General features: G+C 75.8%; 11 protein-coding genes. 4 read left to right on the top strand and 7 right to left on the bottom strand.

Annotation, left to right across the window (positions count from 1 at the left end; all coding sequences use genetic code 11):
* Nucleotides 1-84: 84 nt before the first annotated feature.
* Nucleotides 85-2,211 (top strand): tetratricopeptide repeat protein, encoded by a 2,127-nt coding sequence (locus EV372_RS23400; protein ID WP_130397787.1) that lies wholly within the window; start codon nt 85-87, stop codon nt 2,209-2,211.
* Between the two features lie 5 nt (nt 2,212-2,216).
* Here the strand turns inward: EV372_RS23400 and EV372_RS29530 are convergent, their stop codons facing one another.
* Together EV372_RS29530 and EV372_RS23390 are read right to left on the bottom strand one after the other, a co-directional pair.
* Nucleotides 2,217-2,543, bottom strand: coding sequence for a hypothetical protein (locus tag EV372_RS29530; RefSeq protein WP_253793118.1), 327 nt, complete (start codon nt 2,541-2,543; stop codon nt 2,217-2,219).
* 329 nt (nt 2,544-2,872) lie between these two features.
* Nucleotides 2,873-4,108: a hypothetical protein gene (locus EV372_RS23390; protein ID WP_130397785.1), complete on the bottom strand. Its 1,236-nt coding sequence runs from the start codon at nt 4,106-4,108 to the stop codon at nt 2,873-2,875.
* A 505-nt stretch (nt 4,109-4,613) separates the two neighbouring features.
* Here EV372_RS23390 and EV372_RS23385 point away from each other — a divergent pair.
* A complete protein-coding gene (locus tag EV372_RS23385; protein ID WP_130397784.1) occupies nt 4,614-5,633 on the top strand; it encodes a LacI family DNA-binding transcriptional regulator in 1,020 nt (339 codons plus the stop codon).
* A gap of 23 nt (nt 5,634-5,656) precedes the next feature.
* A complete protein-coding gene (locus tag EV372_RS23380) occupies nt 5,657-6,250 on the top strand; it encodes a mycothiol-dependent nitroreductase Rv2466c family protein (protein WP_130397783.1) in 594 nt (197 codons plus the stop codon).
* Between the two features lie 34 nt (nt 6,251-6,284).
* On the opposite strand, the gene EV372_RS23375 is transcribed toward EV372_RS23380, so the two are convergent.
* On the bottom strand, nt 6,285-8,711 hold the full coding sequence (locus tag EV372_RS23375; RefSeq protein ID WP_130397782.1) for a tetratricopeptide repeat protein: 2,427 nt from the start codon (nt 8,709-8,711) through the stop codon (nt 6,285-6,287).
* A 266-nt stretch (nt 8,712-8,977) separates the two neighbouring features.
* Between EV372_RS23375 and EV372_RS23370 the strand changes: the two genes are divergently transcribed.
* Nucleotides 8,978-9,364, top strand: coding sequence for a pyridoxamine 5'-phosphate oxidase family protein (locus EV372_RS23370; protein WP_130397781.1), 387 nt, complete (start codon nt 8,978-8,980; stop codon nt 9,362-9,364).
* A gap of 46 nt (nt 9,365-9,410) precedes the next feature.
* On the opposite strand, the gene EV372_RS23365 is transcribed toward EV372_RS23370, so the two are convergent.
* The 4 genes from EV372_RS23365 to EV372_RS23350 all read right to left on the bottom strand — a co-directional run bounded on the left by EV372_RS23365 (nt 9,411) and on the right by EV372_RS23350 (nt 14,399).
* Nucleotides 9,411-9,989 carry a DapH/DapD/GlmU-related protein gene (locus EV372_RS23365; RefSeq protein ID WP_130397780.1) on the bottom strand — a complete coding sequence of 193 codons (579 nt, stop codon included), beginning with the start codon at nt 9,987-9,989 and terminating at the stop codon, nt 9,411-9,413.
* Nucleotides 9,990-10,099: 110 nt separating this feature from the next.
* Nucleotides 10,100-11,476 carry a UDP-N-acetylmuramoyl-tripeptide--D-alanyl-D-alanine ligase gene (locus EV372_RS23360; protein ID WP_130397779.1) on the bottom strand — a complete coding sequence of 459 codons (1,377 nt, stop codon included), beginning with the start codon at nt 11,474-11,476 and terminating at the stop codon, nt 10,100-10,102.
* A 385-nt stretch (nt 11,477-11,861) separates the two neighbouring features.
* Nucleotides 11,862-14,030, bottom strand: a complete 2,169-nt coding sequence (locus EV372_RS23355; RefSeq protein ID WP_130397778.1) for a heavy metal translocating P-type ATPase — start codon at nt 14,028-14,030, stop codon at nt 11,862-11,864.
* Between the two features lie 3 nt (nt 14,031-14,033).
* Nucleotides 14,034-14,399, bottom strand: coding sequence for an ArsR/SmtB family transcription factor (locus EV372_RS23350; RefSeq protein ID WP_130397777.1), 366 nt, complete (start codon nt 14,397-14,399; stop codon nt 14,034-14,036).
* Between the last annotated feature and the right edge of the window lie 33 nt (nt 14,400-14,432).

The raw sequence follows: 14,432 nt of genomic DNA, 5'->3' as shown, positions 1-14,432 counted from the left end.
TTCAACACTGGTTGGAGAGGACTGAAACCCGGCTCACCAGGAGCCCCTTACACACCATTTGTCACAGGTGTTTTAGGAGACCACGTGGACTCCCCCGGTCACACCTCCCCGACCACCGACCCAGGCACCCGGACCAACACCGTGCGCGGCGACATCAGCGGAACCGCCGTCCAGGTCGGCTCGCTCCACGGGGACGTGAACCTGCGCCTGGCCCCCGCGTCCGACCTCGTCCCCCGCCAACTCCCCGCCGCGCCCGCCGTCTTCGTGGAACGGCCCCACCCGATGCGGGCGATGGAGGCGGCCGTGTCGCGCGCCCACGCCCGCGGCCGCCACGCGCTGGTGGTGATCACGGGCTCGGCGGGGGTGGGCAAGTCCGCGCTGGCGACGGAGTTCCTGCGCGCGCACCCGGAACTGGGCGGCGGCGGGCAGCTGTTCGTGGACCTGCACGGCTTCTCCCCCGGCCCGCCCGCCGACCCCCACGACGTGCTGGACGTGCTGCTCCGAGCCGTGGGCGTGCAGATCGGGACGGCACCGGCGGACCTCGCCACACGCGCGGCCTGGTGGAGGTCGGCCACCGCGCACGCGCCCGTGTCGCTGCTGTTGGACGACGCCCTCTCCGCCGCCCAGGTCCGCGCCCTGCTGCCCGGGGGCGACCTCGGCACGGTGGTGGTCACCACGCGTCTGCGGCTGGCCGGACTGCGCCTGGACGGCGGGCAGTTCGTGGACCTGCCGCCGATGACGGGGGCCGAGGGGGTGGCCCTGCTCTCCGAACTCAGCGGCCGCTCCCCCGACGGGGAGGCCGACCGGAAGGCCATGCACGGCGTCGTCTCCCTGTGTTCGGCGCTGCCGGTGGCCGTGTGCACGGTCGCCGTCGACCACGGCACCCGCAGCCGGACCTGGCGGGACACCGAGCGGCGCCTGCGCTCCGCTCCCCGTCGGCTCGACCACCTGGACACCGCGAGCAGGGAAATGGGTATGGACGTGTCCGTGCGCAACGCCTTCGACCTGTCCTACGCCTCCCTGCCGGTCTTTCCCGCCCTGCTCTACCGGCGACTGGCCTGGCACCCGGGCCCCGACGTCACCGGTGAACTGGCCGCCCACCTCACCGGCCGCCCGGCGGCCGAGTGCGAGGCGGGGCTGGCCGCCCTCGCCCGCCACCACCTGCTGACCGAGCACAGCGCCGAGCGCTTCTCCTTCCACGACCTGCTGCGCCTGCACGCCGCGGAGAAGGCCGAGGCCGAGGAGGAGTCCGGCGCCCGCCACCGGTCGCTGACGCGTCTGGTGTCCGGGTTCGCCGACCTGGCGGTCTCGGCCGACGCCGTGCTGCGGCCCTACGCGGGCAACCGGGCGGTGGCGGGCTCACCCTTCACCGACGCCGCGCAGGCCACGGCCTGGCTCAACCGGGAGCGCGACAACCTCGCCGCCCTGGCCGAACTGGCGCCGCGGCTGGGAGCGCACGAGCACGTGCCGCGCCTGCTGGACGGCCTGTGGTCGCTGTTCCTGCACCACGGCCAGGCGCGGTTGTGGCTGCGTGCCGCCGCGCCCGTTCTCGGGGAGCCCTCGGCCGACCTGGAGGAGACGACGGTCGCGCGGCTGCTGAACAACCGCGCGCTGGTGCACAGTCACCTCGCCGGTGTCGACGAGGCGATGGCCGACCTGGACGCCGCCGAACGGGTCTGGCGGCGCCATCAGGACCTGGAACGCCTGGCCCAGACCCAGCAGCGCCGGGGCATCGTGGCCTTCCAGAACCACCTCCCCGGGCAGGCCGCCGACCACCTCGCCCTGGCGGTGGCGACGGACGAGCGGACCGGGGTCACCCACAACCTGGCCATCAGCCTGTTCATGCTCGGCCGGGCCCGCCACGCCCTCGGGGACCTCGGCCCGGCCCGCCTGGCCCTGGAGCGCGCCCTCCCCCTCCTGGACGGGGACGCCTACAACCAGGCCCGGACCAGGATCGTCCTGGGCACCGTCCTCGCCGCCATGGAGGAGTTCGCGTCCGCCTCCGGGGAACTGGAACGGGCGCTGGAGGTGATGCGCGAGCGCGGCTCGGCCTCCGGCCAGGGCAAGGCCCTGGAGGCGATCGGAGAACTCGCCGAACGCCGAGGGGAGCCCGGCCGGGCCCGCGAGGCCTACGAGGGGGCGGTGGAGCTGCTGCCGCCCGCGGACCCGGTCAGACTGCGTGTGGAGGGACGCCTGGAGGCGTTGGGATGACCCCCTCACCGGGGTTCGGCGCGCACGTACACCTCGTGGACGGGCGGCCCTCCCCGGAGGGGGGCGGGCTCCGGAGCGGGGCCGCCGCCCGCGCCGGTGTCGGGTGGTGAGGGGACGGACGGGTTCCGTGCGGACCTGAGCACGGTGTCGGGGAGCGCTGTCAGGTCGCGACCGCTGACCAGCCACGCGTACACGAGGGCCGCGGCCGCGACCGTCCCCCACCGGTCCGCGCCGCGCGCGGCGCCTCCGGCGGAGGTGACCGGTGTGACGAGGACGAGCCCCCACGGGGTGGCCAGGACTCCCCGTCCGTCGGGGCCGTGCACCGCTGCCACCAGGCAGCCCGGGTGGGCTCGCAGCAGTGCGAGCCCCGCCTCCCTCGGCGAGGGGGACGCGTGCCCGCAGCGGCACAGGAGGACGTCGGCGATGTCCGGTCGACCGAAAGGGCTGCACGGGTCGGCGACGCAAGGGGCGTCCGACCCGGCGGGGAGGTCCCCCCAGAGCGGGTCGGGGGCACCCGGCACCACAAGGACGTGCTCCCGGGACGGAGCGGAAGTCCTCGTGCGCACGGGAAGGCGCCCCCGGGACGGGTCGGCGGTGAACGCGTGCTCCCCGGGATCGGCGGCCGCTGTGTGCCGGGCCCGTACCGGGGAGGCCTCCGGGGTCACGCCGCCCACCCGCGCATGTCCCAGCCCAGCGGACGGAGCGGGCGCGCGGCGGGCAGGATGTCGGGTTCGTCCAACCCCAGGACCTCGTAGAGCACCGCGCGCGTGCGCTGGGCGAAGCGGCCGGGGTGGGAGGTGATCCGCGCGGCCACGGCGCGCAGCGCCTCCCGCTCGGCCGCCTCAACGGAGCGCGGGGCCCGGCCCGCGAGCGGGGCGTCCCCGCGCACGGCCGGAAGGGTGCGCAGGACCTGTCCCATGGGCGAGGCGGCGTCCACGTCCGCCCGCCCGTCGTCGGCCACCAGCACGGGCCGTCCGGTCAGGGTGGCGTAGACGGTGGTGGAGCCGTGGTCCCCCACCACCGCGTCGGCGGCGGCCAGGGCGCTGGCCCATTCGGCGTCCACCGGCACCACCTCCAGCCCCTGGGCGATGAGCGGGCCCAGCCACTGGTGCACCTGCCAGTCGCCGTGGGCGGCCCACACGTTCGGGTGCACGAGCAGACCGATCCGGCAGGACGCGGACACCGCGTCCACGACCAGGCGTCCGAGCAGGGTTCGCCGGGACCCCAGCAGCGACGAGGGCCCCCAGGTGGAGGCCGCCACCACCCACACGTCGTCGGGGCCCAGCCCGAGCTGGGACCGGCACCACGGGCGCCGCTCCAACGAGGCCAGGATCCGGTCCGCGGCGGCGTCCCCCACGACGCGGGCGCCGCCGACCGCCTCGGGGCACGCGGAGGCCAGGCGCAGGGCCTCGTCGTCGTGGGCGAGCGCGATCCGCTCCGCGACCAGGCGGCCGTCCCGGACCAGGCCCTCGCGTCCCAGGCCGTAGGTGGCGCGGGCGAGCGCGCCCTGTCCGCCCAGGTGGGCGGGGGTGAGCTTGTTGAAGCCGACGCCGTGCGCGAACAGCACCACGGGCGCGTGGATCCGGTCCAGGACACGGCTGGTGCTGGCCGCGAGGGCGAGGTCGAAGCGGGTGTTGACCGCCTGCTGCCAGGGCACCACCACGACCCCGGCCCGCGCCAGCCAGGCGGCGAGCCCGGCCCCGAACACCTGGTCGGGCGCGACCGTGAAGACCACCTGTACGCGCGGGTCGGAGGCCACGGTCGCCACCGGGTCCATCAAACGCTGCGCGTCGGCGACCGTGCACGCCACGGCCAGCACCCGGCGGCACCCGCCCCAGGTGGTCCACCGCCCCGCGTCCATCCCGATCGGCGCGCGGGCCCATTCCGAGTTCCCCATCCGAAGCTCCCTTCCAGCAGATTCCGCACGGATGCGGCCGTCACCGTGAGGATGGGAGGGCGGACTCGACGCGCCGCTGGACGTCCCGCTGGACGGCCGCGGACGCGGTACTGGACCCGTAGTCCGCGACCCGGGGCGAGGGACCGTGTGCGGCGGTGCCGCGATCTTTGCAACGTGGGAAAAACGGTTCCCCATGATGAGAGCACGGTCACACCGGCCCGCGCGGACCCGGAAACCCGCTCGGAAAAACCCTGACCAGGGCGGTTCCGGAGCACACGAACGGCGGACCTCCTGGACGGGAGCCTCGCACGGGCAGCCGCCGCGTGCTGTATAACGATAGAAAAATCGCCGGAGAACGCACGGGGCCACGTGTGGGCGGACGGTCGGCGGGTCGGGGACGGCGGCAGGCCGACGGGCCACGCGGGCCGCACGGCGCGGGAACGCCGCCGGGTCGGCGGGGACGCGCACGGTCGTGCACGTGTGCGCCGTGTGCGGAGGAGGCGCTGTGGCCATCAGCCTGAAGGACGTCGCGGAACATGCGGGCGTCTCGGTCAAGACGGTGTCCAACGTGGTCAACGGCTACCGCCACGTCACACCCGCCACCCGCCAGCGCGTGCAGCAGGTCATCGACGAACTCGGCTACCGGCCCAACCTGACCGCGCGCCACCTGCGCAAGGGCCGCACCGGCATCATCGCGCTGGCCCTGCCCGAGCTGGGCAACCCCTACTTCGCCGAACTCGCCGACGCCGTGATCAACTACGCCGCCGGGCTCGACCGCATCGTCCTGCTCGACCACACCTACGGCCGCAGGGACCAGGAGGTGCTGTTCGCGCAGGGCTTCCACGCCCGGCTGATCGACGGGCTGATCCTGAGCCCGATCGAGCTGGAGAACGAGGACCTGCTCGCGCGCGGGCACGACGCCCCCCTGGTGCTGTTGGGCGAGCGCGAGTACGAGGCGCCCTACGACCACATCGCCATCGACAACGTGGCCGCCGCCCGCACCGCCACCCAGCACCTGCTCGACCTGGGCCGCCGCCGCATCGCCTTCATCGGCGCCCGCCACGGCCGCTCGCGCCAGCCCGCCCACCTGCGCCTGCGCGGATGGCGCGAGACCGTCAGCGCGGCGGGGGCGGCGGCGGACGACGCCCTGGTGGCCAGCACCGACGGCTACACGCGCCGGGACGGCGCCCAGGCGATGGCCCGCCTCCTGGACTCGGGGACCGCGCCCGACGCCGTCTTCTGCTACAACGACCTCATCGCGATCGGCGCCATGCGCACGCTGACCGAACGCGGCCTGCGGGTGCCCGAGGACGTCGCGGTCGTGGGCTTCGACGACATAGAGGAGGGCCGCTACTGCACGGCGGCCCTCACCACCATCGCGCCGCACAAGCAGGCCATCGCGCGGGCCGCGGTGGACGCGCTGCTGGCCCGGCTGGAGGGCGGCGCGGAGGGCGCGGCCGAGTCGCGCCGCGTGCGCCCGGGGTTCGCTCTGGTGCCCAGGGAGAGTACGCTCGGGCGGCCGTGACGCCGCGACGAGGAGGCCCCGCCATGACCCACGAGCCCTGGACGGTCGACTTCTGGTTCGACCCGTCCTGCCCGCTGAGCTGGGTCACCGCGCGCTGGCTGCGCGGGGTCTCCCAGGAGCGCCCGGTCACGGTCCGGTGGCGGGTGATGAGCCTGTCGGTGCTCAACGAGGGCAGGGACGAGGACCCCGAGGGCGACACGGAGGGCTACCTGTGGATCCCCGCCCGCGTGTGCGCGGCGGTGCAGAGCGGCCACGGGCACGAGGCGCTCGGCCGGTTCCACGAGGCTTCGTGGACCGGGGAGGAGGCCGCGGAGGGCGAGTGGACCGGCGGCCTCGCCGACGCCCTGCGCCGGGCGGGGCTGCCCGAGGACCTGGCCGGGGCCGGTCTCTCCGAGGAGCACGACGCCTTCCTGCGCGCCTCCCACCACGACGCCGTGCGCCGTGTGCACGGTGAGGTCGGAACGCCCATCCTGGCCCTGGCCGGCGCCGACGGGGCGTCGCGGGCGGTCTTCGGCCCCGTCCTCGCCGAACCGCCGGGCCGGGAGGAGTCCCTGCGCCTGTGGGAGGCGGTCGTACTCCTCACGGGCGTCCCCCGGTTCCGCGAGATCAAGGCCTGAGCCGCGCGGCTGTCGGCGCCGTCGACTGAGTGCGTCACCCTCCCCCGCCGACCCGTGCCCTCCGGCGCCACAGCTCCAGATCGGCACCGATCTCCCGGGTCTTGGGGTGGTCGGGCCCCAGGATCCGCAGCTGGTCGGGCAGAAGGGCCTCCATCGCCTCGGCCGCCCGCAGGGGATCGCCCGACTCACCGCGGAAACGGGCCAGGATGTGGCGGGTGGTGAGGACGTGGGGGTGGTCGGCGCCCAGATACCGGACCTGGTCCGCCAGGAGTTCGCCGAGCCCGTCCAGCGCGCCCGCGTGGTCTCCCCTGGCGCCCCGCCAGGCGGAGATCTGGCCGCGGGTGCTGAGGGTGTCGGGGTGGCCGGGCCCCAGGATCCTCAGCTGGTCGGGCAGAAGGGCCTCGAAGTCCGCGATGGCGCCGTCGACGTCACCCGCCCGCCCCTTCGAGGAGGCCAGATGGCCGCGCGCGGCCAGCGCCTCGGGGTGGTCGGGGCCCAGGCGGCGCAGCAGGCCCGGCAGAAGGTCCTCCAGCGCCTCGCACGCGCCTCGGGAGTCACCCGCCCGTCCGCGCCACCGCGCCGCCTGGACCCGGGTGACCAGGGTCTGGGGGTGGTCGGCGCCCAGGACCCGCGTCATGTCCTCGACCAGGTCCCGGAAGGCCCGGGCGGCGTCGGTGGCCTCACCCGCCATGCCGCGCCACAGGACGAGTTCGTGGCGGGCCGCCAGCGAGTCCGGGTGCCCGGGGCCCAGCCGGAGGTCGGCGGCCTCCACCAGGGACTCGAACCGGGCCGCGGCCTGGGAGAGCGCGCCGGAGCGGCCGAAGCTGCGCCCGAGCGCGAACAGCACCCGGTGCGCGCCGTCCCCCCACAGCCACTCGCCGCCGTGCTCGTCCAGCGCGGCGGCGTTGGCGCGCAGCCGCTGCCCCAGGGAACTGGCGTGCACGCGCACGGGCCAGACCGACAGGAGCGCCTCGGCGGCCGTGTGCACGGTGTCGCGGTCGGCTCCGGTCGCGGGATGGTCCCGGGTGGCGCGCTGCACGAGGCGGTGCGCGCCCACCACGGCGTCGTGCCCGAACCCCGTGCGGGTGACCAGGTGCAGTCTGGCCAGCGCGGACAGGGCGTCGTCGGCGTCCTGGCCCGTGGGCCGCGGACCCTCGGGACGTGCGCGGTGGAGGTGGTCCAGAACGGGCTCCGAGGTCAGGACCGCGGCGGGGATGCCGGTGGGGTCCAGCACGCTGACCAGCCGCATCATCGGCCGCGCCAGCCCTTGGGGGGCCAGGGTGTCGGCGTGCTCGACGGAGACCGCCCAGGTGGTGGCCACCGTCCGGGATCCGTCGTCGGGCAGGCTCTCCCTCTCCGGGAACACCCTCGCCAGGGTGCGGCGCCGGTCCCGGAGCAGGACGCGGTAGGAGTCGCAGGTCATGCCGCTCCTGCGGTCGCGGACGTAGGCGGCTGCGTGGGACAGGGCGAGCGGCAGGTGGCCCAGTTCGTCGGCCAGGGCCCTCAGCTCCGCTTCGCCGGGGGTCCGGGGCAGGTCGCGGAGCGCGGTGGCCAGGTAGGCGAGGGACTCCGGCGGCGCGTAGGTGCCGACGCCGACGAACGTGCGGCCCCGACCGGCCAGTGCGGTGTCGGTGCGGCGGGTGGTGACCACGAGGCGGCCCTGCGGTCCCGGTCCGTCGGCGGCGGGAGTGGCGGGGGTGGCGCTGGGCGGCCACAGACCGCTCGCGTGCCGGGGGACGTCGAGGTTGTCCAGCACGACCAGCCAGCGCCGGTCGGTGGTCTGGAGCCAGGCGAGGAACTGGTGGGCCGCCCGTTCGGGGTCCTCGTCCACGTGGCCGGAGACGACCCGGCGGGCGGCGTCGGCGTAGGTCTGCGTGATGGCGGACCGTTCGGCCGCGGGAACCCACACCACCAGGTCGACCCGCCCCTTCGCCAGGAGGGCGCGGGCGTGGTGGGCGGCCAGCTGGGTCTTGCCCGCCCCGCCCATCCCCGTCAGGACCAGGCCCGGCACGGCCCCGGGGCGGCCCCGGGCCGCGTGGTCCATCCGACCGGTCAGGTCCCGCTCCTGGAAGTGGTCGGCCTCGTTGGGCAGGACCCCGACGACGACGGGCCAGTCGGGTTCGGCGGCCGGCGCGTGGACGATCTGCGTGTCGATGACCGTGTGGTGCCTCGGCTGGTGCACGGTGAGGGTGCGCCCCTGGATCACGGTGCCGCCGCTCACGCCCCCGGTGAGGGTGTTGGCCGCGCCGTCGCCGGTCGCCGGTGCCGTCGGGCGCGGCGCGGCCCGCCCCGTCCGGGCGAGCGCGGTCACGGCGAGTGCCAGCACGGCGCCGGCGCCGACACCGGCGGCGGCCCGCGCCCGGAGCGGGTCGGGGCCGTCGGCGAGCCACAGGAGGACGGCCGCCGCGCCCAGGAACAGGGTCGCCGCGACACCCGCCCGGACCCACCGCGTACGTGTCATGGCGCCGATTGTGGCGTGAAAACGCCCGCGCTGCCAGGCTTTCCGGTCTCCGCGCAGGTGGCGCCCGGGCCGCGGTGTGTCGGCTCGTCGGCCACCGGCACGAGGGGAGCAGGCGCCCGTCAGGGACGGGTTCGGTGCCCGTCCCCGGGTTTCGGCCACCGGGCGCCGACCGTCAACGCCACACGGGTCACACCGGTGTCCCCGCCCCGGTGGAGGGCCGGGGCGGGGCGGTGGGATGCTGGGGACGACCGGACCAGGGGGGCGGGATGGACGAGGACGAGTTCACACGGTTCTGGGCGCAGCGGCGGCTGTGCACGCTGGCCTCACCGCGCCCGGACGGGTCCATCCACCAGGTCCCGGTGGGGGCGACCTACGACGCCGAGGCGCGCCTGGTGCGGGTGATCTCCTCGGGCGGCAGCTACAAGGCGCGCAACCTCGCGGCCCATCCCGGCGCCCGGGTGTCGGTGTCGCAGGTGGAGGGGCGCTCCTGGTGCACGGTGGAGGGCCGCGCGACGGTCTCCGACGACCCCGAGCGGGTCGCGGAGGCGGTGCGCCGCTACGGCGAGCGCTACAAGACGCCGCGGGAGAACCCGGACCGGGTGGTCATCGAGATCACCGTCGAGCGGTTCCTGGGCAACGTGCGTCCGGGCTGAGGGGCCGTCCGGACGAGTACCCGGTTCGGGCCCCGGCGGTCCGGCGCTACCAGCGTCGGCGCACCGTGCCCTTGGGCCCGGCGACCAGGCTCGCGGCCGGAACGTCGTCGGCCACGACCGTCCCGGCGGCCACGACGGCGTCGCGGCCGATGCTGACGCCGGGCAGGATCGTCGCACCGGCGCCGATCCACACGTTCTCCGCCACGTCGATGGGCGCACCGCTGAGGAACCGGCGCCGCTCGCCGGGGTCCACCGGGTGGCCGACCGTGATGAACGTGGCCTTCGGGCCGACCATCACGCCCTCGCCCAACCGGATGCCCGCGTAGTCGAGGAACGTGCAGCCCTGGTTGACGAAGACGCGCTCGGCCAGGTCCAGGCGCAGGCCGTGGTCGGTGTAGAAGGGCGGATAGATCGTCACCCGTGCGGGGAGGGGACGGCCCAGGATCTGCTCGAACAGCGCCGCCTTCCCCTCCTCGTCGTCGAACGGGAGGACGTTGAGGCGGGAGGTCAGCTCCGTGGCGCGCAGCACCCTCTCGCTCATCGCCCGGAACTCCGCGCCCAGGACGCGTTCGCCCCTGGCCTGGAGTTCCGGGTCGTGGATCAGCATGAAGCGGTCGTCGGTCATCCGGAGATTGTGGCGCATCCTCCGTCGGGGTCGCGTCACCGCTGCTCCGCCGACGGGGCGGCGACGGCTGCGGGCGCCCCGCCGGGCGGGGCGCCCGCGGCGGCCCCCGCCTACCGGGCCGCGAGCGCGTCCGCGAGCTCCCCCAGCTTCAGGGCGTTGGCACCCTTGACGAGCACCACGTCCCCGGCCCGGAGGTCGTACCGCTCCAGCCATTCCCCGGCCGCGGCCCTGTCCGCGACCACCTGGCCGCCGGGCCCGTACTCGTCCGCGAGCGCGTGCGCCTCCGCCCGGCCCACCGCGACCAGCACGTCGACGCCCAGCGACGCGGCGAGCGCGCCGACCCTGCGGTGCTCCCGCTCCGAGCCGTCCCCGAGTTCGCGCATCTCCCCCAGCAGGGCGATCGTGCGTCCCCCGCTCCCCCGGCCCAGGTGCGCCAGCGCGCGCAGCGCCGCGCTCGTGGAGTCGGTGTTGGCGTTGTAGGCGTCGTTGACCACCGTCACCCCGTCGGGGCGTTCGGTGACGCGCATCCGCCCCTCCGACAACGACTCCGCCTCGGTGAGCGCCCTACCGATCTGGTCGACGTCCATGCCCGCCGCACCGGCGATGGCGGCGGCGGCGAGCGCGTTGGGCACCTGGTGCTCCCCCACCACCTGGAGGCGCACCGGGGCGGCCCCGGTCGGGGTGTGCAGGGTGAACGACGCCCTGCCCCGCCCGTCGAGGGTGACATCGGTGGCGTACACGTCAGCGCTGTGCTCCACGCCGAAGGTGACCACCTCGGCCTTGGTGCGCGCGGACATCGCGGCCACCCGCGGATCGTCGGCGTTGAGCACCGCCACCCCGCCCTCGGCCGCGGCGGGCAGCGCCTCGACCAGCTCGCCCTTGGCCTTCGCGGTCATGTCCGGGCCGCCGAACTCCCCGGCGTGCGCGGTGCCGACGTTGAGCACCGCCCCGATCCGTGGCGGGGTGATGCCGGTGAGGTAGGTGATGTGCCCCTGTCCGCGTGCGCCCATCTCCACCACGAGGTGGCGGGTGTCGGCGGTGGCCTCCAGGGCGGTGAGCGGGAGGCCGATCTCGTTGTTGAACGACCCCCGCGTGAAGACGGTGGCTCCGGCGCGCTGGAGCACTTGGGCGATGAGGTCCTTGGTGGAGGTCTTCCCCGAGGAGCCGGTCAGCGCGATCACGTCCAGATCCGCCAGCGCCTCGACATGGGCGCGGGCCCAGCTCCCCAAGGCGGTCAGCGGGTCGTCCACCACCACGGCGGGCAGGTCGAGCGGGCGGGCGGCGAGCACCGCGACCGCCCCGGCCCCGACGGCGGCCGGGGCGAAGTCGTGCCCGTCCCGGCCCTCCCCTGGCAGCGCGACGAACAGGTCCCCGGGGCGGACCCCGCGCGAGTCGAAGGCGACCCCGGTCGCCTGGGTCGCGGGATCGGCGTCGGTGACCCGTCCGCCGGTGGCGGCGGCGATCTGGGCGAGGGACAAGGGCTGCACGTGACCTCCGGATGCGCTCGGCGTGAGGGTTCGACCGTACCGAGGAAGGCCGGGGAAGACCGTGATTTCGGGGCGGGGCGCGGGCGCCGGTCCACCCGGACCCGGGGCTCGGCCCGCCTTGCCGGTCAGGCCCGTACGCGCCGGTCCGCCTGAGCGGGTACGGCGGGTGCGGGGCCCGCGTCCAGGACCGGCCCGCCGGTTCCCGTTCCCGGACCGGTGAGCCGGTGGCGGCGGCGTCGCGGCCCACGGCGCGGACCCCGGACGCGACCGCTCCCAGGCAGGCCAGGCGCACCGCGGCCGCCGCCGACAGCGACACCGTGTAGGGCGCGACGGGCAGCAGCACCGCCAGGAGGGTGGCGGCGGGAAACCGGTGCGGCGGCGGCGCTCACGTGTGTTCCGGTGTCCGCGCGGCGTCCGCGTCCGAGGAGGCGGAAGGGGAGACAGTGACCGGAGCGCGGCGCCCGGCGCGCACCCCGTTGGCGATGACCAGGACCTCGGCCAGCTCGTGGATGAGGATGACCGCCGCCAGACCCAGCACCCCGAACGCGGACAGCGGGATGAGGACCAGCAGGATCGCCCCCGACAGCAGCAGGCTCTGGAGCATGATCCGCCGGGCCCGGCGGGCGTGGGCCAGGGCCCGGGGCAGCGCCCGCAGGTCCTCGCCCATGAGGGCGATGTCGGCGGTCTCGATCGCCACGTCGGTGCCCATGGCTCCCATGGCCACCCCGGTGTCGGCGGTGGCCAGGGCGGGGGCGTCGTTGACGCCGTCGCCCACCATCGCCACCGGCCCGTGGCGGCGCAGAGCGCTGACCAGGGCCGACTTGTCCTCGGGGCGCAGGTCGGCGTGGACCTCGCCGACGCCGACCCGCGCCGCCAGGGCGCGGGCGGTGCGCTCGTTGTCGCCGGTGAGCATCACGGTGCGCACGCCCATGCGGTGCAGGGCGGCGACCGCCTCGGCGGCCTCGCCACGCAGCTCGTCGCGGATCGCGACGGCGCCGACCAGGCGGCCGTCGGCCTCGACCAGGACGGTGGTGGCGCCCTGCTCCTGGAGTCGGGCCACCTCCGGCGCCAGCGGCCCGGGGTCGATGTAGCCGGGGCGGCCGAGCCGCAGGGGCGTGCCGTCGGCCGAGGTGCCGGTCAGGCCGTTTCCGGCCACCGCCGCCACGTCCCGGGCGGGTGCGGGGTCGGGGTGGGCGGCCAGGATCGCGGCGGCCAGCGGGTGTTCGCTGCGCGCCTCCAGCGCGGCGGCCAGGGCCAGGACCTCCTCGCGGGTGCGCCCGTGCGCGGGCGCGACGGCCACCACGGCGGGCGCGTTGCGGGTGAGGGTTCCGGTCTTGTCCAGGGCGACCACCCGCACCGTTCCGAACGCCTCCAGGGCGGCCCCGCCCTTGACCAGCACGCCCGACCGGCTCGCGGCGCCGATGGCGGCGACCACGGTGACGGGCACGGAGATGGCGAAGGCGCACGGGGATGCGGCCACCAGCACCACCAGGGCGCGCTCGATCCACACTCCAGGATCGCCGAACAGGGAGCCGACCAGAGCGATCAGGGCCGCGGCGACGAGGATGCCGGGCACCAGGGGCCGGGCGATCCGGGCGGCCAGGCGCTGGGCGGCGCCCTTGCGAGCCTGCTCGCGTTCGACGACGTGCACGATCCGGGACAGGGAGTTGTCGGCCACCCGCGCGGTGGCCTCGACCTCCAGGGCTCCGCCCCCGTTGACGGTCCCGGCGAACACCTCGGTCCCCTCGACGGCCTCGACGGGGACGGATTCGCCGGTGACGGTGGAGGTGTCCACGGTGGAGCGGCCCGCGCGGACGACGCCGTCGGTGGCGACGCGCTCGCCGGGCCGGACCAGGAGCAGGTCCCCGACGTCGAGGTCGGCGGGGTCCACGGTGGTCTCGCGGCCCTCGCGCAGCACGGTGGCCCGGGGAGGGACCAGGTCGAGCAGGGCGCGCAGGCCGTGGCGGGTGCGGGCCACGGCGTGGTCCTCCAGGGCCTCGGCCAGGGAGAACAGGAAGGCGAGCATCGCGGCCTCGCCCACCTCGCCGAGCAGGACGGCTCCGGCCATGGCCACGGTCATCAGCGTGCCCACGCCCAGCCTGCCGCGGAGCAGGGCGCGCAGGCTGCCGGGGACGAAGGTCCGCCCGCCCGCCGCGATCGCTCCCGCGAACAGCACGGTGGCCAGGACCGGCACCGGCGCGAGCCACTCGCCGACCAGTCCGGACAGCCACAGGGCACCGGCCAGGCCCGCCCACCGGACGGTGGCCGAGTCCCACCACGCGCCCGGTGTCTCCTCCGGCTCCGGGGCGCCGGCGCCGCAGGTGGGGTCGCCGCAGCCGTCGGCGTCGGACGCCGCCCCGGCGCCGGCGTGACCGTCGTTGGGAACACCGTCGGCGGTGACCGGGCGGGGGCGCCCGCGGGCGTCGCCGCCCGAGCAGCAGGAGCAGGTGACCGAGTCGGGGGCCCGGGACGCGGGCGCGGCTGTCAGGTTCGGCGTCGGGCGGTCCCGGCGGGGCTCGGACGCCCCGTCGCCGCCGCAGCACAGGTCGGACACGGTTCAGCCCTCTCTCACGGCGGGTGCGGAGTCGGGCAGCAGCAGTGCCAGCAGGGCGTGTCCCGCGTCGGTGAGGCGGTACATGACGAGCTTGCCCTCGCGCCGGGAGGCGGCCAGCCCGGCGGTGCGCAGTTGGCGCACGTGGTGGGAGACGAGGTTCTGCGAGGCGGAGCAGACCCAGGCCAGATCGCACACGCACAGTTCGTCGCCGACCGCCAGCGCGCGGGCGACGCGCAGCCGGGTGGGGTCGGCCAGGGCCCGGGCCCGATCGGCGGCGAGCCGGACGTCATCGTCGGCGGGCACGCGGGCGCGGACCGCCTCGGCCTGGGGAAGGTCGAGGCAGAGGAGTTCACAGGAGTCGGAGGACATACCAACAAACTAACGCTCGTTGATATGTTGGGT

The organism is Nocardiopsis sp. CNZ308 (assembly GCF_004217075.1).
The sequence above is the reverse complement of the archived record's forward strand: the minus strand, read 5'-3'. Positions and strand labels throughout refer to the sequence as shown.

Excerpts from the sequence above, each read along its gene's own strand:
- EV372_RS23390 (WP_130397785.1), bottom strand. The coding sequence starts at position 4,108 with ATGGGGAACTCGGAATGGGCCCGCGCGCCGATCGGGATGGACGCGGGG.
- EV372_RS23380 (WP_130397783.1), top strand. The coding sequence starts at position 5,657 with ATGACCCACGAGCCCTGGACGGTCGACTTCTGGTTCGACCCGTCCTGC.
- EV372_RS23375 (WP_130397782.1), bottom strand. The coding sequence starts at position 8,711 with ATGACACGTACGCGGTGGGTCCGGGCGGGTGTCGCGGCGACCCTGTTC.
- EV372_RS23370 (WP_130397781.1), top strand. The coding sequence starts at position 8,978 with ATGGACGAGGACGAGTTCACACGGTTCTGGGCGCAGCGGCGGCTGTGC.
- EV372_RS23365 (WP_130397780.1), bottom strand. The coding sequence starts at position 9,989 with ATGACCGACGACCGCTTCATGCTGATCCACGACCCGGAACTCCAGGCC.
- EV372_RS23350 (WP_130397777.1), bottom strand. The coding sequence starts at position 14,399 with ATGTCCTCCGACTCCTGTGAACTCCTCTGCCTCGACCTTCCCCAGGCC.